Origin of the sequence: Mycobacterium sp. MS1601 (genome assembly GCF_001984215.1) — a bacterium.
Classification (GTDB): domain Bacteria; phylum Actinomycetota; class Actinomycetes; order Mycobacteriales; family Mycobacteriaceae; genus Mycobacterium.
This window is the reverse complement of sequence record NZ_CP019420.1, coordinates 1,597,162-1,623,189: the sequence shown is the minus strand read 5'-3', so window position 1 is coordinate 1,623,189 and position 26,028 is coordinate 1,597,162. Positions and strand designations below refer to the sequence as shown.

23 protein-coding genes are annotated in these 26,028 nt (G+C 65.8%); 16 read left to right on the top strand and 7 right to left on the bottom strand.

Annotated features, from left to right (window positions below; translation table 11 throughout):
• Nucleotides 1-72: 72 nt before the first annotated feature.
• The 4 genes from BVC93_RS07925 (at nt 73) to BVC93_RS07910 (ending at nt 4,306) form a co-directional block, all read left to right on the top strand.
• A complete protein-coding gene (locus BVC93_RS07925) occupies nt 73-1,086 on the top strand; it encodes a helix-turn-helix transcriptional regulator (RefSeq protein ID WP_083740887.1) in 1,014 nt (337 codons plus the stop codon).
• 79 nt (nt 1,087-1,165) lie between these two features.
• Nucleotides 1,166-1,936 carry an IclR family transcriptional regulator gene (locus BVC93_RS07920; protein ID WP_083736691.1) on the top strand — a complete coding sequence of 257 codons (771 nt, stop codon included), beginning with the start codon at nt 1,166-1,168 and terminating at the stop codon, nt 1,934-1,936.
• Between the two features lie 202 nt (nt 1,937-2,138).
• On the top strand, nt 2,139-2,966 hold the full coding sequence (locus BVC93_RS07915) for a maleate cis-trans isomerase family protein (protein ID WP_083736690.1): 828 nt from the start codon (nt 2,139-2,141) through the stop codon (nt 2,964-2,966).
• On the top strand, nt 2,963-4,306 hold the full coding sequence (locus tag BVC93_RS07910; RefSeq protein ID WP_083736689.1) for an SLC13 family permease: 1,344 nt from the start codon (nt 2,963-2,965) through the stop codon (nt 4,304-4,306). Before BVC93_RS07915 ends, BVC93_RS07910 begins: the two co-directional genes overlap by 4 nt.
• A gap of 11 nt (nt 4,307-4,317) precedes the next feature.
• On the opposite strand, the gene BVC93_RS07905 is transcribed toward BVC93_RS07910, so the two are convergent.
• On the bottom strand, nt 4,318-5,487 hold the full coding sequence (locus BVC93_RS07905) for a pyridoxal phosphate-dependent aminotransferase (RefSeq protein ID WP_083736688.1): 1,170 nt from the start codon (nt 5,485-5,487) through the stop codon (nt 4,318-4,320).
• A 318-nt stretch (nt 5,488-5,805) separates the two neighbouring features.
• Here BVC93_RS07905 and BVC93_RS07900 point away from each other — a divergent pair, with 318 nt between their 5' ends.
• Complete coding sequence (locus BVC93_RS07900) at nt 5,806-6,822, top strand: LacI family DNA-binding transcriptional regulator (protein ID WP_206780395.1); 1,017 nt, start codon at nt 5,806-5,808, stop codon at nt 6,820-6,822.
• Here the strand turns inward: BVC93_RS07900 and BVC93_RS07895 are convergent.
• Nucleotides 6,791-7,702 (bottom strand): LysR family transcriptional regulator, encoded by a 912-nt coding sequence (locus BVC93_RS07895; RefSeq protein WP_083736686.1) that lies wholly within the window; start codon nt 7,700-7,702, stop codon nt 6,791-6,793. The genes BVC93_RS07900 and BVC93_RS07895 overlap by 32 nt on opposite strands.
• 86 nt (nt 7,703-7,788) lie before the next feature.
• Here BVC93_RS07895 and BVC93_RS07890 point away from each other — a divergent pair, with 86 nt between their 5' ends.
• Complete coding sequence (locus tag BVC93_RS07890; protein ID WP_192860222.1) at nt 7,789-9,348, top strand: phytoene desaturase family protein; 1,560 nt, start codon at nt 7,789-7,791, stop codon at nt 9,346-9,348.
• Between the two features lie 45 nt (nt 9,349-9,393).
• The gene (locus BVC93_RS07885) at nt 9,394-10,269 is read left to right on the top strand and encodes a hypothetical protein (protein ID WP_083736684.1); all 876 of its coding nucleotides are present in this window, start codon (nt 9,394-9,396) and stop codon (nt 10,267-10,269) included.
• On the opposite strand, the gene BVC93_RS07880 is transcribed toward BVC93_RS07885, so the two are convergent.
• Nucleotides 10,251-11,378, bottom strand: coding sequence for an MFS transporter (locus tag BVC93_RS07880; RefSeq protein WP_083736683.1), 1,128 nt, complete (start codon nt 11,376-11,378; stop codon nt 10,251-10,253). The two genes, BVC93_RS07885 and BVC93_RS07880, sit on opposite strands and share 19 nt — an antisense overlap.
• Nucleotides 11,379-11,630: 252 nt before the next feature.
• Here BVC93_RS07880 and BVC93_RS07875 point away from each other — a divergent pair, with 252 nt between their 5' ends.
• The 7 genes from BVC93_RS07875 (at nt 11,631) to BVC93_RS07845 (ending at nt 19,276) form a co-directional block, all read left to right on the top strand.
• Entirely contained in the window at nt 11,631-12,842 is a 1,212-nt protein-coding gene (locus tag BVC93_RS07875; protein ID WP_083736682.1) for an amino acid ABC transporter substrate-binding protein, read from the top strand.
• Nucleotides 12,843-12,846: 4 nt separating this feature from the next.
• Nucleotides 12,847-13,728 carry a branched-chain amino acid ABC transporter permease gene (locus tag BVC93_RS07870; RefSeq protein ID WP_083736681.1) on the top strand — a complete coding sequence of 294 codons (882 nt, stop codon included), beginning with the start codon at nt 12,847-12,849 and terminating at the stop codon, nt 13,726-13,728.
• Nucleotides 13,725-15,596 (top strand): branched-chain amino acid ABC transporter ATP-binding protein/permease, encoded by a 1,872-nt coding sequence (locus tag BVC93_RS07865; protein WP_083736680.1) that lies wholly within the window; start codon nt 13,725-13,727, stop codon nt 15,594-15,596. Before BVC93_RS07870 ends, BVC93_RS07865 begins: the two co-directional genes overlap by 4 nt.
• Nucleotides 15,593-16,342 (top strand): ABC transporter ATP-binding protein, encoded by a 750-nt coding sequence (locus BVC93_RS07860; RefSeq protein WP_083736679.1) that lies wholly within the window; start codon nt 15,593-15,595, stop codon nt 16,340-16,342. The genes BVC93_RS07865 and BVC93_RS07860 overlap by 4 nt, the downstream gene beginning before the upstream one ends.
• 19 nt (nt 16,343-16,361) lie before the next feature.
• A complete protein-coding gene (locus tag BVC93_RS07855; protein WP_083736678.1) occupies nt 16,362-17,309 on the top strand; it encodes an NAD(P)-dependent oxidoreductase in 948 nt (315 codons plus the stop codon).
• Entirely contained in the window at nt 17,306-18,580 is a 1,275-nt protein-coding gene (locus BVC93_RS07850; protein ID WP_083736677.1) for a M24 family metallopeptidase, read from the top strand. The genes BVC93_RS07855 and BVC93_RS07850 overlap by 4 nt, the downstream gene beginning before the upstream one ends.
• Before the next feature lie 303 nt (nt 18,581-18,883).
• Nucleotides 18,884-19,276: an SRPBCC family protein gene (locus tag BVC93_RS07845; RefSeq protein ID WP_236950420.1), complete on the top strand. Its 393-nt coding sequence runs from the start codon at nt 18,884-18,886 to the stop codon at nt 19,274-19,276.
• Between the two features lie 14 nt (nt 19,277-19,290).
• Here BVC93_RS07845 and BVC93_RS07840 read toward each other — a convergent pair whose 3' ends face one another.
• From BVC93_RS07840 to BVC93_RS07825, 4 genes are read right to left on the bottom strand one after another with little or no spacing between them, the layout of a single operon-like run.
• Nucleotides 19,291-19,878 carry a carboxymuconolactone decarboxylase family protein gene (locus BVC93_RS07840; protein ID WP_083736675.1) on the bottom strand — a complete coding sequence of 196 codons (588 nt, stop codon included), beginning with the start codon at nt 19,876-19,878 and terminating at the stop codon, nt 19,291-19,293.
• A 1-nt stretch (nt 19,879) separates the two neighbouring features.
• Nucleotides 19,880-21,256: an NADP-dependent succinic semialdehyde dehydrogenase gene (locus tag BVC93_RS07835; protein ID WP_083736674.1), complete on the bottom strand. Its 1,377-nt coding sequence runs from the start codon at nt 21,254-21,256 to the stop codon at nt 19,880-19,882.
• Between the two features lie 25 nt (nt 21,257-21,281).
• Nucleotides 21,282-21,941, bottom strand: a complete 660-nt coding sequence (locus tag BVC93_RS07830; protein ID WP_083736673.1) for a GntR family transcriptional regulator — start codon at nt 21,939-21,941, stop codon at nt 21,282-21,284.
• Nucleotides 21,942-21,948: 7 nt separating this feature from the next.
• Nucleotides 21,949-22,473 (bottom strand): VOC family protein, encoded by a 525-nt coding sequence (locus BVC93_RS07825; RefSeq protein WP_083736672.1) that lies wholly within the window; start codon nt 22,471-22,473, stop codon nt 21,949-21,951.
• 135 nt (nt 22,474-22,608) lie between these two features.
• Between BVC93_RS07825 and BVC93_RS07820 the strand changes: the two genes are divergently transcribed.
• The gene (locus BVC93_RS07820) at nt 22,609-24,795 is read left to right on the top strand and encodes an alpha-ketoacid dehydrogenase subunit alpha/beta (RefSeq protein ID WP_083736671.1); all 2,187 of its coding nucleotides are present in this window, start codon (nt 22,609-22,611) and stop codon (nt 24,793-24,795) included.
• Nucleotides 24,795-26,015, top strand: a complete 1,221-nt coding sequence (locus BVC93_RS07815; RefSeq protein ID WP_083736670.1) for a dihydrolipoamide acetyltransferase family protein — start codon at nt 24,795-24,797, stop codon at nt 26,013-26,015. The genes BVC93_RS07820 and BVC93_RS07815 overlap by 1 nt, the downstream gene beginning before the upstream one ends.
• The last annotated feature ends 13 nt before the right edge of the window (nt 26,016-26,028 follow it).

Genomic DNA, 26,028 nt, shown 5'->3' with positions numbered 1-26,028 from the left:
TTGCCGGCAACCGTTTCCCCCGCGCAGTCGCCGTGAAACATACCGGAAACACCGGCTGCTGATGATGGCGTGGTGGCTGGGATCTACGGTGAAGTGCTGGGCAGCTCCAGCAGCATCGAGACCCGTGCCCATGATCTGCTGGGGGCGCTGGCTGCCCGTGCCCAATCGTCGGCCTCGGCCATCTGCCTGTGGGATCCGATTCAGCGCCGGCACGTCGGCGTTGCCAACCACGACTATCCCGAACCCGTGATGGACCACTTCAACAGCTGGTTCGTGGAGAACGACCCCCTTTTCGAGACAATGCGGGTGCGAGGGCTGGGTGCGTTGCGCTGGCGCGACTTCCCGGACTACCGCCAGGGCTACTCGGTCAACAACGTGTTCCGCCCGGCCGGGTTCGACGAAGGCCTGTCCGCCCGCCTGGTCACCACCGACGGCACCTATGTGGGCACCATCCACGTCAACTGTGACGACCCGCGATATCCCAGCGATGACGATGTGGCCGAGATCAACGCGCTGCGTGTGCAGATGGCCGAGCAGCTGGACTTCTCGTTGCGCCCGCGGATGGTCGCCGAGCTGGTGGCGCCGGATGCCCAGGCCTGGGCCGTGGACGATTTCGGGCGGACACACTTGCTGCGGGGTGGCGACTCCTTCGACTCGCCGCTGGACCCGCTGCTGGTCAGTGAGTTGGCTGTCGCCTTCCTGGCGGCGGGGCCGGCCGTCAAGCCGGAGGTGCTGCGCCATCATGACGGCACGTCCTGGCTGCACATCCGCCGTATCGGCACCTCCAAGCGCTTCCGTGATGACAGTCTGGGGGCGGTGTTGTTGGTGACGCGAGCCGCGCTGCCGATGGGCATCACGCCGCGGGAACTGGACGCGCTCACCTTGGCGGTATGTGGGCTGACCAACCCGCAGATTGCCGCCCACCTGTTCATCAGTGCCCGTACCGCCGGGCATCACCTGGAGAGCGCATCGGTGAAACTCGGTGCGGCCAACCGGGCTTCGTGCACGTCCAGCGCCGTCTCCCACGGATTGCTGTCGGCAGATGTGCTCCGGGGCTTCAGATCCGGCGAGTCCATCGCGGTCTGATCCGGCGGCGGTCGCCACTTCCCTATAATCACCAAGGTTTCGACAGCTGGTGTGGTGATTATTCGGGGGCGAGGGCAGGGTGACGGTGGACGACGCCGGTAAGGCCGCTCCGACGCTGGTGCTGCGCAAAGTCGCAGACATCCTGAATTGTTTCTCGATAGATGCCCCCGAGCCCACCCTGCAGGAGATCACCCGTATGACCGGCCTGCCGTCGAGCACGTGCCAGCGGCTGGTGCAGAACATGGTGCGCGAAGGGTTCCTCGATCGGGATGGCGACCACTACCGCGTCGGTCTGGGGCTGGTGCGGTGGGCCGCTGCGGGCACCGTCGGCTTGGATGTCGTGCGGTTGGTCAAGCCGGTGCTCCAGGAGTTGCGCGATCTGACCGGTGAGACGGCGTGCTTCTATGTGCGCGACGGGGCATTCCGAACCATCGTCGCGGTCGCCGAGACGCGCCACGTGGTGATCCGGCCGTTCATCGTGGGTCAGGTGATGCCACTGCATGCCGGTGCGCCCGGCAAGGTGTTCCTTGCGTTCGACCCGGCCGCGCCGACTGCGCTGGAGAACTCCGATTTGGTGAAGTTCACCGAGTACACGCCAGGGTCCTTCGCCGAGATCGACGCACAGGTGGCGCGCACCCGGGAACAGGGTTTCTGCGCAGCGTTCGGAGAGAGGCACGAGGGTGTGGGGTCCATCAGCGCCCCGGTGTTCGACCATCAGGGTCGGCTGGCCGGAGCTTTGGGCCTCGGGTTTCCGACTCAGCGGGTCACCGAAGACGATGTGCCTCGGTTGGCGCCTCTGGTGATGGAGGCCGCCCGTACGGCTAGTGCCGCCCTCGGCCACGAGTTGTAGTCACCGGTCTCCACCAGCGTTTTTGTAGCGCGGTCTGGCGTCCGCGCAGGTTTGTGCGCGTCGACACCTCTTCCTCTTGACGTGATCCAGTTGACTCTCCCCGCGTCAGCCCGCATCATGGGTTCCGATCCCATCCCACTTTGTGGGTTCTAAACCCAATTTATGCGACCGGTGCCGCTGAATCGGCACTACGAGGGAGAACATGAACGACGTCACGACGGGAATCAGCTGCGATTCCCCCAAACCAGCTGGACTTTCGCGGATCGGCCTGATCGTGCCCAGCTCCAACACGACGATGGAAACCGAACTGCCGGAGCTGTTCGCGCGGCAGACCGCGGCAACCGGGCACCGCTACACGTTCCATTCGGCACGCGCCGGCATGAAAAACGTCAACCGCGAAGAACTGTTGGCCATGGTCGGAAAGGCCGCCGACTGCGCGGCCGCGGTCGCAGATGCCGACGTTGACGTGATCGCCTACGCCTGTCTGGTTGCGGTGATGGCACAGGGGCCGTCGGCGCACGTCGAGTCCGAATCGGTGATCGAACGCGCAGCCGCGGCCACCGGGCACCCCGCGGCGGTGACGAGCAGCGCAGGTGCGCTGGTGCGCACCTTGCACGCGCACGGATTCGGCAGGATCGCGATGGTGACGCCCTACATGAAGCCGCTCACCCAGATGGTGCGTGACTACATCGCCGCGACCGGCATCGAGGTCGTGGACGCTGTGAGCCTGGAGGTATCGGACAACCTGGCAGTCGGCCGGCTCGACCCGAGCGGACTGCCCGCCATTGCGCGCGATCTGTTGCGTGACGGCGTGGACGCGGTGGTGCTGTCGGCCTGCGTTCAGATGCCGTCACTGCCTGCGGTGCAGGCCGCCGAAGACGAACTGGGTGTCCCGGTGATCACCGCGGCGACAGCGACCGCATCCGAGATCCTCGCAGCTCTGGGCCACGAGCCGCGGATCAGCGGCGCGGGCAAGCTCCTGGCCGGCGCGCTGACCGCGGTCCAGGTCGGAGGACAGGTGTCGCGATGACGATGTCGCTGCTCGCCTTCGGAGTGTTGGTTGCGGCCTTCGCCATCGGCTCCTTCACCCCCATCAACGCCGGCCTGATCGCCACGGTGTCGGCCTTCATCATGGGCATCCTGGTTTTCGGATTGCCGACAAAAGATGTCATCGCACAATTCCCGAGCGGGCTGTTCTTCATCCTCGTCGGTGCCACGCTGCTGTTCGGCATCATGCGTGTCAACGGCACCATCGACCTGCTGGCGTACTGGGCCGAGCGAGCGGCAGGGGGACGCAGGCACCTGATTCCGGTGATGATGTTCCTGCTCACCGCCGCGCTGTGTTCGGCGGGTGCGTTCACCCCGGCCGCGGTCGCCATCGTGGCCCCGGTCGCGCTGGGATTGGCCAAACGCTTCGGGATCAGCACGCTGGCAATGGGATTGGTGATCGTCCAGGGTGCCAATGCCGGTGCGTTCTCACCGGTGAACCCCTTCGGTGTGCTGTCCAACCAGATGCTGGCCGACGCCGGCGCCGCCGGTGATTCGGGGCTGCTCTACATCTACTGCTTCCTGTTCAACGCAGTACTGGCCGTTCTTGCCTACCTCGCGGTGCAGACGCTGCTGAAGCGGCGCAAGGACCGACGCGATCTCGAGACGCGGACTTATGGAGCCACCGCACCCGAACCTGACAGGACCGGTGCGGAACCGGACGGCGCAGGTTCAGTGGGCACGGCTACCGCGGTCAAACCAGATACGGTCGTGGAGTCGACGTCGGCCGTGGCGGTGGCCGTCACTCCCGTGCGGCTGCTGACTCTGGCTGCGCTCGTGGCGCTGCTCATCCTGACGACCGTGCTGGGCATCGATGTGGGTGTGGCATCGCTGATCCTTGCGCTGGTGCTGATCGTCTTCCAGCCTGGCGTCCAGAAGCAAGCCATCGACAGCATGCCGTGGTCGGCCATCCTGTTGGTCACCGGCATCGTGACCTACATCGGTGTTATGGAAGAAATCGGTGCGTTGGAGCACTTGCAGTCCGGAATCTCCAGCATCGAGAACCCGTCGTTGACCGCCCTGATTGCCAGCTACGTCGTCGGGGTGATCTCAGCTTTCGCTTCCACGACAGGAACTCTCGGTGTCGTCAGTCCGCTGATCGGCTCGATCGCCATGGATCCCAGCCTGTCCCCGCTGGGTGTCATCACCGCCATCTCGATCAGCTCGTCGGTGGTGGACGTCAGTCCGATGTCCACCACTGGCGCGTTGCTGATGGCCAGTGCCACTTCGGAGGATGAGCGGACTTTCTTCAAGGCACTGCTGCTGTGGGCGATCCTGATGATCGGTGTGGTGCCGTTGATCGCCTGGTTGATCTTCGTGTGAGGTGCAGGCTGTCAGCGGCGCAGGATCTGTAGCCGTCTGATCGCCTCGTCCAAGGTGGCGTCCTTCTTGCAGAAGGCGAAGCGCACCAGGTGATTCCACTGCGCGGCGTAGGGTCCTTTCGGGTCGCAGAACGCCGACAGCGGAATGGCCGCCACTCCGGCCCGGTGGGGAAGTTCAGCGCAGAACGCCGTGCTGTCCTGGTAACCCAGCGGCCGGGCGTCGGCGCACACGAAGTAGGTCCCCGCACTGGTGTGCATGTCGAAACCGATGTCCGCCAACGCCGTCGAAAGCCTGGTTCGCTTGTCCTGCAAGGAATCCCGTAAGGCATCCACCCAGATGTCCTCGTTGTCCAGCGCATGTGCCACCGCAGGCTGGAACGGCGCACCACCGACATAGGTGAGGAACTGTTTGGCCGCCCGGACGCCGGCGATGAGATCGGCCGGCCCGCAGACCCAGCCGATCTTCCAGCCGGTGGCATTGAACATCTTGGCGGCACTCGAGATGGTGAGGGTGCGCTCGGCCATCCCGGGATAGGCGGCCAGGGGCCGATGCTCGCGCGCGTCGAAGACCAGGTGCTCGTAGACCTCGTCGGTGATCACCAGCAGGTCGGCGTCCACGGCGATCTGCGCGACGGCCTTCAACTCCTCGTCGTGGAGGACCAGTCCGGTGGGGTTGTGCGGCGAGTTGATGATCAGCGCCTTGGTCCGCGGTGTCACTGCCGCGCGCAAAGCGTCGAGATCCAGGGCGAATCCGCGGCCGTCGGGTACCAGTGGTGCGGTGACGCGGTGGCATCCGGCCATGGCCACCACGGGGGAGTAGGAGTCATAGAACGGCTCGATCAGCAGTACCTCGGAGCCGGGCTCAACCAGGCCGATGATGGCGGCGGCGATGGCCTCGGTGGCTCCCACGGTGATGAGCACCTCGGAGTCGGGGTCGTACTCGACGTGGTACTTGCGCTTGCGTTGTCGCGTGACCGCCTGCCGCAGCATGGGGATGCCTGGGCCTGGTGGGTACTGGTTCACCCCGTCGGCGATCGCGTTTTGGGCGGACTTCAACATGCTTGCCGGTCCGTCTTCGTCGGGAAACCCCTGACCCAGGTTGACTGCGCCGATCCGCGCAGCCAGTGCCGACATCTCGGCGAACACCGTGGTGGTATAGGGCTGCAGGCGGTGGACCGTCATGGTTGACGAGCGTAGGCCGGTCGACGAGCCCCGAGGCACGAGGGGGGAGAGAGGGCCGGCCTGGTGTCGGGGCCGGTCGACGAGCCCCGAGGTACGAGGGGGGAGAGAGGGCCGGCCTGGTGTCGGAGCCGGTCGACGAGCCCCGAGGTACGAGGGGGGAGAGAGGGCCGGCCTGGTGTCGGAGCCGGTCGACGAGCCCCGAGGTACGAGGGGGGAGAGCGCGACGCGGAATGCATCCATCTGCGAACGATTGCATGGGGATGTCGGCGCGGCGGTACTCTGACTCCTCTGGAGGGAGGGGAGAGTATGCCGCGACGGGTGACCATCGACGATGTGGCACGTTTGGCCGAGGTCCACAAAGCGACGGTGTCTCGCGCACTCAACGCCCAAACCCGGGACCAGGTGAATGTCGAGACCCTCAAACGGGTCAAGAAGGCGGCGCGGCAGCTCGGTTACGTTCCCAACGCGATGGCGCGTGGGTTGCGCACCAGCAAGTCGATGACCATCGGGGTCATCATCCCCGACCTGATGAACCCGATTTTTCCGCCCATCATCCGCGGTATCGAGCATGTGCTGCAGGCGCAGGGCTACACCGTGCTGATCGCCAACACCGATTCCCATGACGACGTGGAGATCTCGGTGTTCGAGTCGTTGCTGCAACGCCGGGTCGATGGCTTCATCCTGGCAACGGGTCGCCTCGACGACCAGCCGGTGGTCGACGAGGCAGCGGCCGCCGGAGTGCCAGTGGTACTGGTGAACCGGGGTTCCGGCATCGGTGGCTTCCCGCTGGTCGGTGGAGACAACGCGCGCGGTATCGAGTTGGCTGTGGCGCACCTGGTGGAGTTGGGGCACCGCCGCATCGTGCATGCCGCCGGACCCCTCAATTTCTCCACCACCCGCTCGCGGGCCGAGGCGTTCGAAGCCGCGGCCACCGCGGCGGGGGTGGAGCACGAGACCATCTATGCCGACGCGCTGACCATCGAAGCCGGCTTCCAGGCCGCTGAACTTCTGTTGACGCACAACGATATTCATCCGACTGCGTTGATGGCGGGCAATGACCTGGTGGCGTTGGGGCTGATCCGGCGCCTGCGTGCCGAGGGGCTGCGGTGCCCGGAAGACGTCTCAGTGGTCGGATTCAACGACATGCCGTTCGCCGAGGACTTCTGGCCGCCGCTGACCACCGTGCACATGCCGCTGCGTGATATTGGGGCTGAGTCGGCGCGATTGTTGTTGCGGGGCATCGAAAGTGGCGGCCAGGATGGTGCGACGCTGACGTTGCCGGTGACGTTGGTGGTGCGGGGGTCTACCGGTCCTGCGCCGGCAGAAGCGCAGTAGCCTCTGCCTCTTTGATCAGTTCTTCTGCCAGACTGGCCGCGGCCTGACTGAGATGTCTGGCCGGAGCCGACGCGAGGCACAGCGTCCACGTCACGACGGGACTCAACAGGATCTGGCACAGATCCGGGAATCTGCGTGCCTCGGGGGCGGGGAGGATGGTCACACCCAGGCGGTGGCGCGCCAGACCGGCGGCTGTGGCGTAGTCCGCGACTTCGTAGGCGGTTGTGACTTCGAGTCCCGACGCGGCCAGCGCCTGATCGAGCACCCGGCGCACGCCCCAGCCCGTGGCGAACTGGATCAGCTGCTGGCCCACGAGATCGGTGAGGCGAATTCGTGTTCTGTCGGCCAGCGGGTGCTCGGGTGAGCACACGAAGGTCATGGGTTCGCGACCGAGTTCCCGGATGTCGACAAGGGGTGTCGGCATGCCCGGTGTGGAAACCAGTGCAAGATCCAGGTTTCCGTCGGCAACGTCGGCGACGTGGCCCGCGGAGCCGGATGTGCCCTGGCGCAACCTCACGTTCACCAGGGGGTGGCGGCGATGGAAGCGCCCGAGAGCCGCGGGGAGATCCAGTGCGCCAGAGGACATCAGGGTGCCGACCTTCACCGTTCCCGCCAGTTGGCCCCGGTAGCCCGCGGCGGTGCTCCTGGCGCGTTTGGCTGCCGACAGCACCTCGTAGGTCTGGTCGAGAAACGCCTCGCCGGCGGGGGTCAGTGTGATCTGACGTCGGGACCGGTCGATCAGCGCTATGCCCAGTTCCTTCTCCAGTTTCGCCACCGACGCCGACAGGGCCGATTGCACAACATGCACCCGCTGGGCGGCGCGCGTGAAGTTGCGCTCGGCGGCCACGGCCGCAAAATGTTCGAGCTGGCGAAGCTCCATGCCGACATTGAATCATCTGTGATGTCGATTGGACAGATCGCAAACATTCGTTGGACGCGATGGATCGCCGGTGTTGCGATCAGTTCATGACCACAGACATCGTCGTCGCGGGCGCCGGCCACAACAGCCTGATCACCGCGTGCTACCTCGCCAGGGCCGGCTACCGCGTGCTGGCCGTCGACGCCCGCCGCATCCCCGGCGGTGGAGCGGCCACCGAGGAGATGCTTGCTCCGGGCTATCTGGTGGACTCGTGTTCCACCGGCCACACCCTGATCCAGGGCAACCCGCTGATGGTCGATGACGAACTGGGGCTGCTGGCCGACCACGGCCTTCGGTACGCGCATCCGGATCCCGTTGCACACGTGGTGTTTCCGGACGGTACCCAGTTCACGCACTGGCTCGACCTGGAGCGCACGGTCGAGTCGATCAGCCGGTTCTCGAAAGCCGACGCCACCGCCTATCGCCGCTTGATCGCCGAATGGCGGGACGTGTCACACCTTTTCAACCGCGCCCAGTTCAGCCCGCTGGGCCGCGGCCCGAGTCTGGACCGGATGCTCGATGACCACCCGATGGGTAACGTCTGGAAGCGGCGCCGGGTGATGTCGTCGTGGGAGGTGATCCGGCACGAGTTCGAGAACCGCTACATCCGGTCCTACATGCTCTGGCAGGCGTATCAGACTTTTGTGCGACCGGATGCTGCCGGCACCGGACCGTTGGCGTATTCGATCATCGGCGGGCGGCAGGAGAAGGGGTGGTCGATTCCGTTGGGCGGGTCCGGCCAGCTGACCGATGCGCTGGTGCGTTGTTTGGAATCCCATGGCGGGCGAATCGAAACCGACGTGATGGTGGACTCGCTGATTCTCGAGGACGGACGGTGTGTCGGTGTCCGCGCCGATGACGGCCGCGAGTTCCGCGCAGAGGTGGCCGTGCTGTCGACGATCCACGTCAAGAGGCTCACCGAGATGGCTCCTGCTGGAAGCTGGGACCAGGCATGGCGTTACGGCGTCTCCACCTATGACCCGGGCGCGGCCGGCTTTGCGGTGTACCTGGGCACCACGGCGCCCCCGGTGTTCGAGACGCCGGACGGGCCGGTCTCCGCGGTGTCCGCCGGGTACGCGGGCTGGCCGCAGGACGTGCTGGATCACGCCAGGATCGCCTATGACGGTGACTGGCAGGACCGGATCGGCTTTCTGCTGGTCGCCACGCCCACGCTGGTGGACCCCAGCCGGGTCCCGGTGGCCGGGCATCACACGGTCAAGCTGCTCCACGCGGTCGGGCACGTCATGCCGCCCGGGCGCGAGTACGCCGACGTGATGGCGAGGCGGGCGGTCGAACTGAAGAAACTCACGCGGTGGATGTGCCCGTCGTTCACCGATGACGTCGTACTCGCCGAATATGTCAAGGGGCCCCGGGAGTTCGAGGAGTCCAATCCGGCCATGGTCAACGGCGCCTGGCACGGCGGGGACCGGGGGATCACGTTTTCCGGCCCGCAACGCCCCGCACCGGGATGGGCCGCTCACCGCACGCCGATCCCCGGGCTGTACCAGACGGGTGCCACGACGTACCCCGGCGGATCGGTGACTGGCGGGCCGGGCCGCAATGCCGCCATCGTGATGCTGGAAGATCTTGGCCGCGAACTGCTTTGACCGGGTAAGCTCCAGCCGTCCGGTTCTCACAATCGATTGCAGGCCATGGATCACCTCACTCTCGGCGTGTTCAGCCCGTCGGTTCTTCTCGATGTCGCTCGTTCCACCGGCCGCCTGGCGGCCGTCGACCTCGAGGTGACCGACCGACCCGTCCCCTCGTCACCCGCGCAGTTCGCAGCGTTGCGCGACGGTGAGTACGACGCCGTCTTCACCAGTCCCGACAACGTGCTGGCCTACCGCTTCCTGCCGGCGAATCCGTTGGGCGAGTTGCTCGATGTCGAGATCGTCGCCGGGCTGGACCGCGGACTCGGGCTGTGCCTCGCGGCCCGCCCCGGCGCCTCCGACGTCGACGAGCTGGCGGGTGGGCGCCTGGGCGTCGACGTCCCGAACTCGGGCTTCGCCTTCGTCGCATACGCGCTGCTGGAGGCGCAGGGGAGCGCCCGCGAGGAGTTCGAGATCGTGGCACTCGGATCGACCCCCAAGCGGGCCAGGGCATTGCACACCGGCGGTTGTGACGTCACCGTGCTCAACGCCGGAAACGAGCTAGCGGCCCAGGCGGACGGATGTGTGTTGTTGGCTGATGTCGCCCAGCTAGGGCCCTACCTGGGTACCGTCATGGCGCGAATGCGTCAGGCGCCGGGGGCGGCCGCGGTGCTGCGCCTGGCCGCGGCTCTCACCGACACGGCGGGTGCCATCGTCTCGGGTGAACTGACCGCGCAGGCAACCGAATCCGCGGCACGGCTGCTCGGTCTGGCAGACCCGTCGGCCCATGTCGCGGTGCTGTGTGATCCGCTGCGGGGGCTGATCGCCGACGGTGGTGTGGACCCGGCTGCGGTGGCCACGCTCGTGGACTTGCGCCGCCGCTTCCTGCCGATGCCGGAACTCGACGACATCGCCGAGGCCTATTCCTTCTCCACGTAGCGGGCGCGGGCTGTGCTGGTCGCGGCTGTGTAGGCCACCGCCACCACGGCCGCGACGGTGAACAGTACCTCGAAACCCTGGTGGCCTGCGGCGACGTTACCGGCCGCCGCGCCAAGGGAGGCCCCGACGAACAGCGCGATGGAAAACAAGGACATCCCGATGGGCCGGCTGTCGGCGGCGGCATCGGTCATCCAGGTCTGCATCGTGGTGTGCCCGGCCGCCCAGGCCAGGCCCAGCAGAATGGCCGCCGTGAGCACCGTGGTGAAGGAGATCGACAGTGCCACAGCGACGTAGGCACCGATGGTGGCAACCCCGGCGATCAGGATCAGCACCCAGGCCGGCCAGCGGCCCAGGATGAACTTCATCAACTGACTGATCACCACCACCGCGGCTCCGAACGCGGCTGTCGCCGCTCCGGCGGCCAGCACCCCCGTGCCCGTCGCCTGCAGTGCCACCGCCAGGTAGTTGAACACCCCGACCAGCAGCGCGCCCTCGACCACGGTGAACACCAGGACGGTGACGGCCCAGCGGTTGGCGGCCAGGCGGCGCAGTGACGGGATCAGCCGCTCTCGGGTGTCGCCGACGGTCTCGGCAAGGCGGGGCAGCACCGCGGCCAGCGCAAAAGAGAGCGCCGCGATCACCACGTACACCCAGCGCCAGCCGAACCACTGGGTGATGGCCCCGGCTGCGAGGGTGCCCGCCGCCAGGCCCAGCGCGATGGCCGCGGCGAGATTGGCGGTGGCCACCGCACGCTGTTTCACCGTCAGGGTGTCGCCGTAGTAGATGAGCACTGTCGTGATGGTGGCCGAGAACATGGCAGCTGCCACGCCGCGGGCCACGCTGTAGCTGAGCGCGTCGTAGGTGAATGCTGTTGCCACGTTGGCCAGTCCGCCGAGCGTCGTGGAGACGACGAGTATCCGCACCCGGCCGAACCGGGCCGCCAGTGTGCTCCACAGCAACTGGAATGCGGCATAGCAGACTGCGTACACCGTCAGCGACTGGCCGATTGCTTCCAGGCTGGTGCCCAGGTCGTCGGCGATCACCGGTACCAGTGGCGGCATTGCCGACCGGTCGACCATCGCTACGAACGCGGCGACGATGAGGATCATGTGTGTGGCTTCGGCATGGTCCCTGGGACAGTCATGTGCACTCCGATGTCACGGCCGGTTGATTGCTTGTGCAATCGATTGCGGGTGACTATAGGCGGTGCGTCCGATCCCTGGAAGCGTCGAACGATCCGACACATGCAAAAGTGTTGACACCCGTATCGGTGCTGTGTGACGATTCACTGCAATCGATTGCAAGTGAGCCACACAACATTTGAGCTCGTTGGGGCAATCGGTCTGACAGAGAGGTTGGACATGCGCATCACCACTGCATTTCGCGCGATCGCGGCGGCCGCCGCGATCGGGCTCGCAGCCACAGGCTGCACGGCGGACAACGCCGGTGACAGTGAGACCATCAAGATCGGCGCCTCACTGCCGCTGACCGGCGAATTCAGCCAGGGCGGTCTCGACACCCAGCGTGGGTACGAGACTTGGGTCGAGATGACGAACGAGGCCGGCGGTCTGCTCGGCAAGCAGGTGGAGATCGTCATCAAGGACGATGCCACCCAGCAGGAGACAGCGGTCTCCAACTACAACAACCTGATCTCGCAGGACAAGGTGAATCTGCTGCTCGGCAGCCAGTCCTCCCTGCTGAACATCCCCGCCTCGGCCATTGCCGAGAAGAACAAGATGCTGTTCGTCTGCCCGTCCTGCGGCTCGCCGGACATGTTCAACCGCGGGTTCTCCTACATCTTCTTCTCGCAGCAGGCCATCGCCACCAACCAGGCCAAGGTCTTCGCCGAGTGGATCGCGGCCCTGCCGCCGGAGCAGCGCCCCAAGACCGCCGCCTATCCGACGCTGGACGATCCGTTCGCCGGCCCGGTGGTCGAGGGCGCCGAGAAGATCCTCTCGGCGGCCGGAATCCAGACCGTCTACAAGGACCAGTACCCCGCCACCACCAAGAACTTCGACTCCGTGGTCAACGCCATGCGTGATGCCGGAGCCGAGATCGTGGTCCAGGGCGCCCAATTCGAGGACGGGGTCAACATGATCCGCTCGATGAACCGTGCGAACTACCAGCCGGAGATCCTGTACCAGAGCAGCTCGCCCACCTACGGCCAGCAGTACCTGGATGCCGTCGGCGCCGACAACGCCGAGGGTGTGTTCTTCTCGTCGAGCTACAGCCCCCTGTCGGACACCAAGCAGAACGCCGAGTTCGTCAAGCGCTTCGAGGAGAAGTTCGGTCAGAGCCCGCCCGAGGACGCTGCCGACGGCTTCGCCGCCGGACAGGTGCTCGCCGCGGCGGTCGAGGCCGTGGGGTCTATCGATGACCAGGCAGCTCTGGCAGAATGGTTGCGCGGCAACAGCGTCGACACTCTTCTGGGTTCGCTGAGCTGGAACTCCGATGGCAGCCCCAAGGGTGACTTCCTGGTCGGACAGTGGCAGGCCGGGGTATCCCAGGTGGTGCTGCCCACCGATGTCGCCACGTCGCAGAGCATCTTCCGCTGGCGCGGCGGGGACATCTGATCTCATGGGTTCCCTCGTCCAAACGCTCATCCTGGGCCTGCTCGTCGGCGCGCTGTACGCGCTGATGGCTTCGGGCCTGACCCTGATCTTCGGGGTCATGCGGGTGATCAACCTCGCCCACGGCGCGTTCGCCGTGCTCGCGGCGTTCCTCACCTTCACCCTGTGGCGCCAGCTCGGCCTCGATCCGCTGCTGTCCATCCCGATCGTCATGGTAATCATGTTCGGATTCGGTTGGCTGGTTTATGTTCTGGTGATCCGCCACGTCCGCGGCGCACACGTCACGATGACGGTGTTGGCCACCTTCGGGATTGCGTTGATGCTCGAGGGAATCATGGGCTTCATCTGGGGCAACACCTCGTCCACCGTGGTGGTGTCCTACACCGACGCATCGCTGTCACTGGGATCCATCTACGTGCCACAGGCCATGCTCATCGCCGCGGTCATCGCGGTCGCGGTGATGGGCGGGCTGTACCTGTTGCTCAACCACACCTGGACGGGCCGTGCCATCCGGGCCGCCTCGTCGAACGAAGGCGGCGCCCTGCTGGTGGGGGTGAGCGTTGCCACCATCGCCGCGCTCACCTTCGCTATCGGCGTGGCCACTCTGGGCGCGGGCGGAGCGATGCTCTCGACCATCTATCCGTTCCTGCCTGGCACCCACTACCAGTGGATCGCAAGGCTTCTCGCGATCGTCGTGCTCGGTGGTCTCGGCAGCCTGCCCGGTGCCGTACTGGGCGCGTTGGTGATCGGCATCGGAGAGATGGCGGCCACGGCCTACGTCGGCGCCGCCTGGCCCGTAGCCGTGCCGTTCCTGGTCATCATCGTCGTACTGATCACGCGTCCGCAGGGGCTCCTGGGCACCCGACTCAGAGAGGACGCCGTGGCATGACCTCAGACACCACGACTTCAGATACGAAGTCCAAACTGCTCGATCCGAAGCTGCACAAATGGGCCACCCGCGCGGTGCTCACCGTCGCAGCAGTGGTGATCCTGCTGTTCCCGTTGTCGCCCAGCATGTCTGCACAGAACATCGTCATCCTGTCGCTGGTGCTGGCCATCGGCGCCAGCGGCCTGAACGTCATCACGGGTTTCACCGGCTACCTGTCGCTGAGCCAGGGTGCGTTCATCGGCATCGGCGCCTACGTCGGCGCCATCATGGCCAACCGGTTTCCCGACATCGAACCACTGGTCTGGGTTCCGCTGGCCGGCGTGGTCGCCGCACTGATCGCGATGCTGCTCGGCCTGGTGACCTACCGGTCGCGTGGTCCCGCGTTCGTCATCATCACCGTGGCGTTTTTGTTCCTCATCCAGTTCGTCGCCATCGAGTGGGTATCGGTCACCAACGGAACCGCGGGACTGACTCTGCCGCTGCCGGATTGGCCCGAAGCCTGGGGTAACTGGCCCTTCCACCTGATCCTCGTCGCACTGCTGGCTGCCTCGGTGCTGATGACGTGGTGGATCCGGCGCACCAAGTTCGGCATGGGCTTGATCGCCATCCGTGAGGACGAGGGCAAGGCCGGCACCATCGGTGTCAACGCGCCCGTCTACAAGCTGCTGGCCTTCGGGCTCTCGGCGCTGTTCGTCGGCATGGCCGGCTCGGTGTACGGCTACTACCTGTCCTTCGTCGACCCGATCGGCATGTTCTCCATCATCACCAGTGCGCTGATCGTGCTGGCGGTCATTCTCGGCGGACGCGGAACCCTGTGGGGTCCGGTGTTGGGCGCCTTCATCATCCAGCCCGTCAACATCTACGCCAACCAGGCTTTCGGCGGCGGCAACGCCCGCCTGGTGCTCTTCGGCGGGTTGCTGGTGCTGCTGGTGATCCTGCTGCCCAAGGGCATCCTGCCGACCGTGGCCTTGCTGATCGAGAAGGCCAGAACCAAGGGCACCGTTGGCCTGTCCGGCGCGCGGCTCAACCCGCTGGACCGCCCTTTGGTGCGTACCGAGATCCGCAGACCCGAGCCCACCGGCAAGACGCTGCTGGAAGTCAAGGGGCTGCACAAGAGCTTCGGGGGCAACCACGCCGTCAACGACTGCAGCTTCACCGTTCCCGAAGGGTCCATCACCGCGCTCATCGGGCCCAACGGCTCCGGCAAGACCACGGTGTTCAACCTGATCTCGGGCGTCATGACCCCGGACAAGGGCGAGATCCTGCTGGACGGCCAGCGCATCGACAACATCTCGCCGTGGTCGCGTGCCCACCACGGGCTGGGCCGGACGTTCCAGATCACCCGGTTGTTCCGGGAGATGACCGTGCTGGAGAACGTCGTCGCCCCGCTGCGCAATTTCTCGGTGCCGCAGCTCGGCCTCGGTGCTGTCAGCGGCTCGGAAGCCCGTCGCGCAGAGGAACTCCTGGAGTTCGTCGGCATGACGGCCTACCGGGACGCCCGCGCCGGGGCACTGTCCTACGGCCAGCAGAAGCTGGTCGAACTGGCCCAGGTCCTGATGCTCGATCCGAAGCTGATCCTGCTCGACGAGCCGGCCGGTGGTATCAACCCCACGCTGATCGAACGCATGGGTGACCTGATCCGCGAACTCAACGCAGGCGGCAAGACGTTCCTGTTGGTCGAACACAACATGCCGTTCGTGGTGGGGCTGTGCAACCCGATCCGGGTTCTGGCCCGTGGTGCGGTGATCGCCGAAGGAAGCCCGGAACAGATCCAGAAGGACCCGTTGGTGCTCGACGCCTACCTGGGTGACGACTACCTGCTCGAGGCACCGTCCAAGGTCTCTGTCTCTGAAGGGAATCGCTCATGATCAAGCTCGAAGGTGTGGTCGCCGGCTACGGCGGCGGCAACGTCCTGCAAGGTGTCGATCTCGAGGTGGGGCCGGGCGAGCTCGGCTGTATCGTCGGCCCGAACGGCGCCGGGAAGTCCACCGTGCTGCGCGCGGTCAGCGGCATCCTCAAACCCAGCGCAGGCAAGATCACGCTGGATGGCAAGAACATCACGGGCCTGGCGCCCGACCAGGTGCTGGAATGCGGTGTCACCCAGGTACCGCAGAGCAACGGGTTGTTCCCGACGCTAACCGTCAAGGAGAACATCCTGATGGGCGCCTACGTCATCCGCAGGCAGCGCTCCCTGGTCAAACAGCGCTACGACCAGGTGCTCGACATGTTCCCACTGGTGAAGGACAAGACCGGCGTCCGCTGCGGCAACCTCTCCGGCGGCCAGCGCCGCATGGTGGAGTTCGCCCGCTCGCTGATGCTCGATCCCAAGCTTGTCCTTCTCGACGAGCCATCGCTGGGCCTGGATCCCAAGTCTCTCACCGTGATCGATGAAGCAGTCGCCATCATGCGGGCGCGCGGCAAAGCCATCCTGATGGTCGAACAGAACGTCCGGTTCGGCCTGCGCATGGCCTCCAGCGGCATCGTCATGGAAAGCGGTCGGGTGCTCCTGACCGGCCCGGCGCAGTCCGTTCTGTCCAATCCCGAGATCGCAGATCTCTACTTCGGTGGTGCGGTGCATGCACCCAGCACGTCCGACACCCCGGCAACCGCCTAAGAAAGAAAAGGAACTGAACATGTCTGCCACAAACCTCAAGATCGGCTGGATCGGCGCAGGCCGGATGGGTGCCCAGCTCGTGACGCGGTTGCTGGACGCCGGCTATGACGTGACGGTGTACAACCGGACCGCCTCCAAAGCTGCTGCGCTGGCGGAAAAGGGCGCCAAGGTGGTGACCCAGCCGGTGGATCTGGCTGATCGTGATCTGGTGTTCGCGATGGTGTCCTCGTCGAAGGATCTGGAGCAGGTGATGCTCGGTGAGGGTGGTCTGCTCACCGGTGAGGTGTCGCCGCGGGTGATCGCCGATTCATCGACCGTGTCGGCCGAGGCGAGTGCGAAGATCCGCGAGGCCGCCAACTCCCGCGGCTGCGACTTCCTGGCCACCCCGGTCAGCGGCAACCCGAAAGTGATTGCGGCAGGGAAGCTCACGGTGGCCGTGTCGGGGCCGCGTGAGGTGTTCGAGTCGGTGCGCCCGGTGCTGGAGGTGTTCGGCCGCGGTGTCACCTACGTGGGTGAAGGTGAGGTGGCGCGGCTGGTGAAGATCGCCCACAACCTGATGCTCGGTGTGGTGACACAATGTCTGGCCGAGATTACGGTGCTGGTGGAGAAGGGCGGTGTCAGCCGTGCCGACTTCCTGGAGTTCCTCAACGATTCGGTGATGGGATCGACGTTCACCAAGTACAAGTCTCCGGCCTTCGTCAACCTGGACTTCTCCCCGACGTTCACGATGGGGTTGCTGCAGAAGGACTTCGACCTCGGTCTGGAGGCGGCGAACGTATTGAAGTCGCCCATGCCGATCGCCTCGGCCACCAGGCAGATCGTCGCACAGGCCGCCGGTGCCGGTGTCGGTGTGGAGGAAGACTTCGCAACACTGCTACTGGAGGTGGCCCGTGGCGCGGGCATCGAACTCTCACCCGAGAACGTGACGGTCGACGACGGACTGACGCCGCCGGTGCACCAGTCATGACGGCTCTGCATGAGCCCAAGGCTCCTCCGGTGACGCTGCGTCCGCTGGGCGCTCCTGGGCACATGGGTGTGGACTACGAGGAGCGGGTGGATTTCGCGCGGTTGCGCGATTACCGGATCGGGCGGGCCAAGGCGGCGCTGGAGGCCTCTGGCTGTGGTGCGTTCCTGCTGTTCGACTTCTACAACATCCGGTACACCACGCAGACGTGGATCGGTGGGGCATTGGGCGACAAGATGATTCGCTATTGCCTGCTGACCCGCGACCGGGAACCCATTCTGTGGGACTTCGGGTCGGCGGTGCGTCATCACAAGCTCTACAGCCCGTGGTTGCCGCAGGAGAACTGGCGGGCCGGGTTCCTGGGCTTCCGCGGTGCGGTGGCTCCTGAGGCCGGGTTGATGCGCGATGCGGTCACCGAGATCAAGGCACTGTTGGTCGAGGCCGGGGTGGCCGGTGAGCCGGTGGGTATGGACATCGTGGAGCCGCCGTTTCTGTTCGAGATGCAGCGTCAGGGTCTGTCGGTGGTGGATGCCCAGCAGTCGATGCTCGACGCGCGGGTGATCAAATCCCAGGACGAGATCATGTTGCTCAACCAGGCCGCGGCCATGGTCGACGGGGTGTATCAGGACATCGTGGATGTGTTGAAACCCGGTGTGCGCGAGAACGAGATCGTGGCACTGGCCAACAAGCGACTCTACGAGTTGGGCTCCGATCAGGTGGAGGCCGTCAACGCCATCTCCGGTGAGCGGTGTAATCCGCACCCGCACAACTTCACCGATCGGATCATCCGCCCGGGAGATCAGGCGTTTTTCGACATCATCCATTCCTACAACGGGTACCGGACGTGTTATTACCGGACGTTCGGAGTGGGGTCGGCCACGCAGAGCCAGCGTGATGCCTACAAGACGGCCAGGGAGTGGATGGATCGTTCCATCGACGCGATCCGTCCGGGGGTGGGGTCGGATCAGATCGCCCGGTTGCTGCCCAAGGCGCAGGATTTCGGGTTCGAGAATGAGATGGCGGCGTTCGGGTTGCAGTTCGCTCATGGCCTGGGCCTGGGGTTGCATGAGCGGCCGATCATTTCGCGGTTGAACTCGTTGGAGAATCCGTTGGAGATTCAGGCGGGCATGGTGTTTGCGATGGAGACCTATTGCCCGGCCTCTGACGGGACCTCGGCCGCACGGATCGAGGAGGAGGTGGTGGTCACCGACGACGGCCCGGTGATCCTGACGAAGTTCCCCGCCCAGGAACTCTTCGTCGCCAACGAATACTAGCTCGCGCTCTTGATCCAGCGGGACCCCTCGCCCGCAGACGGAAGTGCGGCGCCCCTCACCGGGGCGCCGCACTTTACGTTGGACTGCCGCAGGCCCGCTGCTCGCGCACCGGCGGCTCCTGTCCTGCGGCGGAGGCCCTGGGTACCACTCCTCGGGTTCGGGCCAGACGAACCCGGTGGGTCCGGCTCGATTCGGCGGCCGGATGAGGGGTATCCGGCCCGCGTGAACACAGCACGAGAGTTTGACGACGCGCTCGCGGTCCGATGCCAGACCACCGCCTCGCGACGTGCAGTGTGGGATGTGATGGCCGACGGCTGGACCTACTCACAGTGGGTGGTCGGGAACAGCCGAATGCGTGCTGTCGACCCGGCGTGGCCGGTGCCGGGGTCGAAGATCCACCACACGATCGGCGTGTGGCCGCTGGCCCTCGACGATGAAACCGAAGTGGAGGTGTGCGTTCCGGTCAGCGAGTTGGTGCTACTGGCCAAGGGGCGTCCGGCCTTCGCGGCGCGGGTGTCGTTGCGGCTGTCGGACACCGCGGATGGCGGATGTGTGGTCGACATGTCCGAGGTGCCACTGGGTGGACCGCTGAATCTGGTGCCGCGCAAGATCGCCCTGGCTGCCGCGTGGCCGCGCAACCGCGAATGCCTGCGCCGTCTGGCTGCGCTGGCGGAACGCCGCACCGAGCCTGGATAACACCGGACGTCGGCTCAACTCCGCAACGCCGCAGCGACCTCCGGCGCCAGCCCGGCCAGGCTATCGGTACCGAGGTCACCGTGGCGCAGGTCCAGGGTCTTGAGGAACTTCTGCTGACCCATGGTCAGGGCGATGAAGTAGCCGAGCTCGACGAGTTCGGGCTCGGTGAAATGGGCATGCAGATCGGCCCACAGTTCGTCGTCGGCCAGTCCCGGATCCCAGGCGATGGCCTCTGCCCACCGCAGCGCGGCCTTCTCCCGGTCGCCGAGCACGGTCGAGTCCCGGAACTCGATCACCTCGTCGAACTCCCGCTCGGTCAAACCGGCTTCGGCGCCCAGATGCGAGCGCTGCCCGGCGCAGTACCCGCAGTCCAGGCTCTTGGCGATGAACACCCGCGCCAGCTCCTTGACCGAGTGGTCCAGCACGCCGTCTCGAAAGGTCTGCTGCCAGGACGCGGTGAATGTCCGCAACACCGCAGGCACGTGCGCGCGGATGGCCTGGCTCTCCAGCCGTGGTGTGCCGAACCGCCGGGACTGGTCCAGGATCTCGGCGAGTTCCGGGTCGGTGACGTGCTCCGGCCGCACGTAGCTGATGCGAGACATGTCAGGCCTTCCAGACCGTCTTGAGGTTGCAGAACTCGCGGATGCCGGCTGCGGCCAGCTCACGGCCGTAACCGGAGTCCTTGATACCGCCGAAGGGCAGCTCGGGATAGGACACCGTCATTCCGTTGAGGAACACCGCGCCGGCGTCCAGCGCCCCGATGAACCAATCCTGTTCTTCGGCTTCGTCACTCCACACCGAGGAGCTCAGCCCGAAGGTGGTCTGGTTGGCCACCTGCACCGCTTCGTCACGATCGGCCACCTTGTAGACCGAGGCCACCGGACCGAACGTCTCCTCCATGACGATCCGCATGTCGTCGGTCAGGCCGGCCAGCACGGTCGGGTTGTAGTACCAGCCGCCGCGATCCGGGGCACTCCCGCCGGCGAGTACTTGCGCTCCCTTGACCACGGCGTCGTCCACCAGTTCGGCGACATCGGTTCGGCCGGATTCGGTGGCCAACGGGCCCACATCGGTGGCTTCGTCCATCGGATCGCCGACCTTGAGAGCGTTCATCTTCGCCACGAACTTGTCCACGAACTCGTCATACACCTCCGCGTGCACGATGAATCGCTTTCCGGCGATGCAGGATTGGCCGTTGTTGGAGACGCGGGCCTTCACCGCGGTGGTAGCCGCGGCTTCCAGGTCGGCGCTGGGCATGACGATGAACGGGTCGGAGCCGCCGAGTTCCAGCACCGCCTTCTTGATGACATTGCCGGCGGTTGCGGCCACCGAACGTCCCGCCGGTTCGGAACCGGTGAGGGTGACGGCCTTGACCCGGCTGTCCTCGATCACCGCGGCCACCTCACGCGAACCGATGAGCAGCGTGCGGAACGACCCGGCCGGGAAGCCGCCGCGTTCGAACAGCTCGTCGAGGTACAGCGCGCTGCGGGGCACGTTGGAGGCGTGCTTGAGCAGGCCGGTGTTGCCCGCCATCAGCGCAGGCGCGGCGAACCGGATGACCTGCCACAGCGGGTAGTTCCACGGCATCACCGCCAGCACCACACCCAGCGGCTGCCACACCGTGCCGGCCTCCGAGGCGCTCACCGACGACGGGTCGGCCAGGCCTTCTGCGCCGAGGAAGGATTCGGCATTGTCAGCGTAGAAGCGCATGTTCTTGGCGCACTTGAGCACTTCGGCGCGGGACTGGCCGATCGGCTTGCCCATTTCGAGGGTGATCATCTCCGCCGCTTTGTCGACGTCGGCCTCCAGGATTTCGGCCGTGGCGTGCATCCACGCGGCGCGCTGAGCGTAGGTGGTGCTCTTGAGCTGGTGGAAGGCATCGAAGGCCTGGGCGATCCGCCGCTGCACTTCCTCGGCCGAATGCGCCTCGAACGTCTCCACGGTTTCGCCGGTGGCCGGGTTGATGGTCTCGATTGCCATGAGAATTCCTGTTCGTTGGCGGGGACTACTCGAAAACTTCTGGATGGCGGGCCAATTGGCGGCGGGTGCGCCGGATGTGGCCGAGTAGAACACGTTCGGCCTCGTCACAATCACGCTCGCGAAGGGCGGCCACGAGCATGTGGTGCTCGTCGTGCACAATGCGGTTGCTCTCGTCGTCGAGCAGCCGGGTGAACGCACGGCGGTAGTGCTGAGTGGTGTTCCACAGTCGTTCGACGGTGGGGTTCAGGAACGTGGTGTCGGCCCCGGCGTAGCTGCCGAGGTGGAACGCGCGATCCAACTCGAGGAACTTCTCGACGTCGCGGGTGGCGCGCATCTGCTCGGCCAGCTCGGCGAGCCGCTCGATCTGGAAGTCCGAGAGCTTCGGCATGCTGTAGCGCAGCAGCAACGGCTCGATCCGTTCCCGGACCTGATACAGCTCGACGCACTCGTCGAGGCTCAGCCGGGCTATCCACGAGCCGGCATTGGCCACCGAGGTGACCAGGCCGTCCGCCTCCAGGATGCGCAGCGCCTCGCGCACCGGCACGCGGCTGGCGCCGTATTCGTCGGCCAGCTCGACCTGGCGCAGCCGGGTCCCTGGCGGGTACACCCCACGCAGAATGGCTTGGCGCAGCTCGTCGGCTACCCGGGCACCGGTGACGCCGTCGCGAATCAGTGGCTGTGTCATCGGTTGTTCAGTCTGCCGGATGATTCGGATTCCACAGCAGCACTTCGGCGTCGGCTTCGTAGGCTTTGCCCTGTTCGAAGCTCACGAGTTCGAACTGCATGCCCCAGGGGCTCAGGAAGTACACCCAACGCTGTCCTTCACTGGCGTTGCGGCTGGCCGTCGGATCGCCGAGCACCTCGATGCCCTCGGAGCGCAGGTAGCCCACTGCGGCATCGATGTCGTGGACATAGAACGCCAGATGATGGCCGCCGATATCGCTGTTGCGGGGTTGCGGGGCCTGGCCGTCGGCGGGCTCGTACTCGAACACCTCGAAGTTCGCTCCGGTGCCGCACCGATAGAAGCGCAGTTCGCGCATCACCGTGCGGGGGTGGACGTTCAGATGGACCTGCATCCAATCGTCCTCGTGTGCGTAGGGGCCGAGTGTGTACACGTGGGTGCAACCCAGGACTCGCACGAAGAAGTCGTGCGCCTTGTCCAGATCCGGAACGGTGAAGCCGATGTGATCAGTGCCGACCAGGCCAGGCAGTGGCATTGCAGACCCTTCTGAAGTGCATCCAATTAGATCAGACTATAAGCCAAACGCCGACAGAAGAGAACCGTGTATGGCAAAAGTGCATCCAATCGGGTTATGGTTGGGACGCGCATCACACCGATGGAGATGAGGGCCATGCCAACCGAAACTCGACTGGAAACCGGCTCGCCGTGGATCGAACTGGCGACCACGGAGGAGGACTGGAAGGCGGCTGACCCGGTGCTGCTCGGCAGCATGCTCGCCGAGCTGCACCTGATCCGAGCCTTCGAGGAGGCCGTTCTGGAACTGGCCGGGGAAGGCCTGGTACACGGCCCCGCCCACTCGAGCATCGGGCAGGAAGGCGGCGCGGTGGGTTCCATTGTCGGACTGCGCTCCGCCGATGCCGTGAACGGTTCACATCGCGGCCATCACCAATTCCTGGCCAAAGCCCTGACTCACGTGTCCGGCGGGGTGATCGACCCGGCCGCCGCTGTCACACCGAAGATTCAGCGAGTGCTGCAGCAGACGCTGGCCGAGATCCTGGGCCTGGCGCAGGGCTACTGCCGCGGCCGCGGCGGCTCGATGCACCTTCAGTGGTTCGAAGCCGGCGCACTGGGTACCAACGCCATCGTCGGCGGCGGCGTACCCATGGGTGCGGGCAACGCATGGGCTCAAAAACACAGTGGTACAACAGATCTGACCATCAGCTACTTCGGCGACGGCTCCAGTCAGATCGGCTCGGTGCTCGAGTCGATGAATCTGGCTGCCGCCTGGAAGCTGCCGTTCTGCTTCTTCATCGAGAACAACCTCTACGCAGTGTCCACCCGAGTGGACGAGATCACCGCCGATCCACGGCTGTCGGTGCGAGGGCAAGGTTTCGGCATCCCCGGCTGGCGGGTGGACGGCATGGATCCGCTGGCGGTGTACCTGGCCACCGAGCAAGCCGCCGAACGCATGCGCAGCGGTGAAGGCCCCGCCGTCATCGAAGCCGAGGTGTACCGGTTTTTCCACCAGAACGGCCCCTACCCCGGAAGCGCCTTCGGTTACCGGGACAAGGCTGAAGAAGCGGAGTGGCGCAGCCGCGACCCGTTGGACAAGACCGCCTCCGAGATGATCAAGCTCGGTCTCATCGACGACGCCGGTGTGGCCGAACTGCGCCGCCAGGCCCGGCAGGCGATGACCGATGCGATGGCTCAATTGCTGGAGCCCGACCCCGACACCGCAGGCAAGCGCCGCATCCGTCCCGAACTGTGGCCCGACCCAGGCTTTGTCAACGTGGGCGTGCGCGGTGATGCCTCCGAGCTCGACTCGCTCGACGTGCTGGAGCCGACGTCATATGACGGGCCTTGGCGCAAGACGAAATTCGTCGAAGCCGTCGCCGGTGTGATGGACCGCCGAATGGCCACCGACGAGCGCATCGTCATCTTCGGAGAAGACGTGCACCGCCTGGGCGGCGGCACCAACGGTGCCACCAAAGGTCTGGCCAAGTACGGCGACAACCGGCTGGTGGGCACACCCATCAGTGAAAACGCCTTCACCGGGCTCGGTGGCGGTCTGGCGCTCGACGGCCGGTTCCGGCCGGTGGTGGAGTTCATGTATCCCGACTTCATGTGGGTGGCCGCCGACCAGGTGTTCAACCAGATCGGCAAGGCCCGCCACATGTTCGGTGGTGACAACCCGGTGCCGTTTGTGCTGCGCACCAAAGTGGCGATGGGGTCGGGCTACGGCTCCCAGCACCTGATGGACCCGGCCGGCATCTTCGCCACCAGCCCCGGTTGGCGCATCGTCGCCCCCTCTACCGCCGCGGACTACGTCGGCCTGATGAATTCCGCACTCGCACTGCAGGATCCGGTGCTCGTGATCGAGCATGTCGATCTCTACGGCACAGCTGACCAGGTGCCCGATGTCGACTTGGACTACATCATCCCGCCCGGCACCGCGGCCGTGCGCCGCACCGGCAATGACGTCACCGTGATCAGCTACCTGTCGATGGTGGCGCACTGCGCCGAGGCCATCGAACAGACCGGGATGGACGCCGAGCTGATAGACCTGCGCTGGCTGGACCGGGCGTCCATCGACTGGGACACCATCGAAGTCAGCGTCAAGAAGACCAACGCAGTCCTGATCGTCGAACAAGGTGCCCGTGGCAGCTCCTACGGCGGCTGGCTGGCCGACGAGATCCAACGCCGCCTCTTCGACTGGCTGGATCAACCCGTGGAGCGGGTCTCCGGCGAAGAAGCGTCGCCGAGCATCTCGCGAGTGCTGGAACGTGCGGCCATCGCGCGCACCGAGGAAGTGGTGGCAGGCCTGGAGAAGATGCGCACCGGGATGGGTGGCAACTGATGGCCACCGTCGTCCGTATGCCCGAGGTGCTGGCCAATACCGGCGAGGCCATCATCCAGACCTGGCTGGTCAGCGTCGGGCAGGAGATAAGCATCGGTGACCCGATCGCTGAAATCGAAACGGAGAAGGCGGTTGTGGAGTATGCCGCCGAGGTGGGCGGCGTACTGGCGCAGCTGATTGCCGAGCCCGGTGTCACCATTGCCGTCGGCGAACCCATCGCCGTGGTGGGTGCGCCGGGCGAGACCGTTGACGTTTCGGTCACCCGTGATCCGGAGTCGGCGGCCCCGGTGCTGGAGGCGCCAGTCGAAGCTCCGGTACAGGCCCCGCCGCAGACCAACGGCCGGCGATTGTTCGCCACGCCTTTGGTGCGCAAGATCGCCAAGGAGAAGGGCATCGACCTGCACTCCGTCACCGGGACCGGCCCGGGCGGCCGCATCGTGCGCCGGGATCTGGAGAAGCTGCCCGCCCCGGCCGCCGCTCCCGCCGTGGCCGAGGCACCTGCACCTGCGCCGCGGGTCGCCGAGCCCATCACAACCCAGACCGGGTTCACCGACCTCCCGCTGACCGGCATGCGCAAGGCCATCGCACGGCGGCTCACCGAGAGCAAGACCACGGTGCCGCACTTCTATGTCACCGCAGAGTGCCGGGTGGACGCCCTGCTCGAATTGCGCAAGACGGTGAACAACACCGGCACCGTCAAGGTGTCGGTCAACGACTTCGTGCTCAAGGCCGTGGCCGGCGCCTTACTGGAAGTGCCCGAGGCCAATTCGATCTGGAACGGCGACTCGATCCGGCGCTTCGAGAGCGCCGACATCGCGGTGGCCGTCGCGGTGGACGGCGGACTGCTGACCCCGGTCATCCGTGGGGTGGACCGTCTTTCGATCTCGGGTATTGGGGCGCAGGTCGCTGATCTGGCCGGCCGCGCACGCGACGGCAGGATCAAGCAGCAGGAACTCGAAGGCGGCAGCTTCTCGGTGTCCAACCTCGGAATGTACGGGGTGAGCGAGTTTTCGGCGATCCTGAACCCACCGCACTCCGGCATCCTGGCCGTTGGTGGTGCCGTGCAGAAACCGGTGGTGATCGATGGTGAGTTGGCAGTCGGGACCGTCATGACCGTCACGCTGTCTGCCGATCACCGGGTGATCGACGGTGCGGTGGCCGCACAGTGGATGGCGGCGTTTGTGCGCCGGATCGAGAATCCGCTGACCATCCTGATCTAGGGCGCATGGTGGC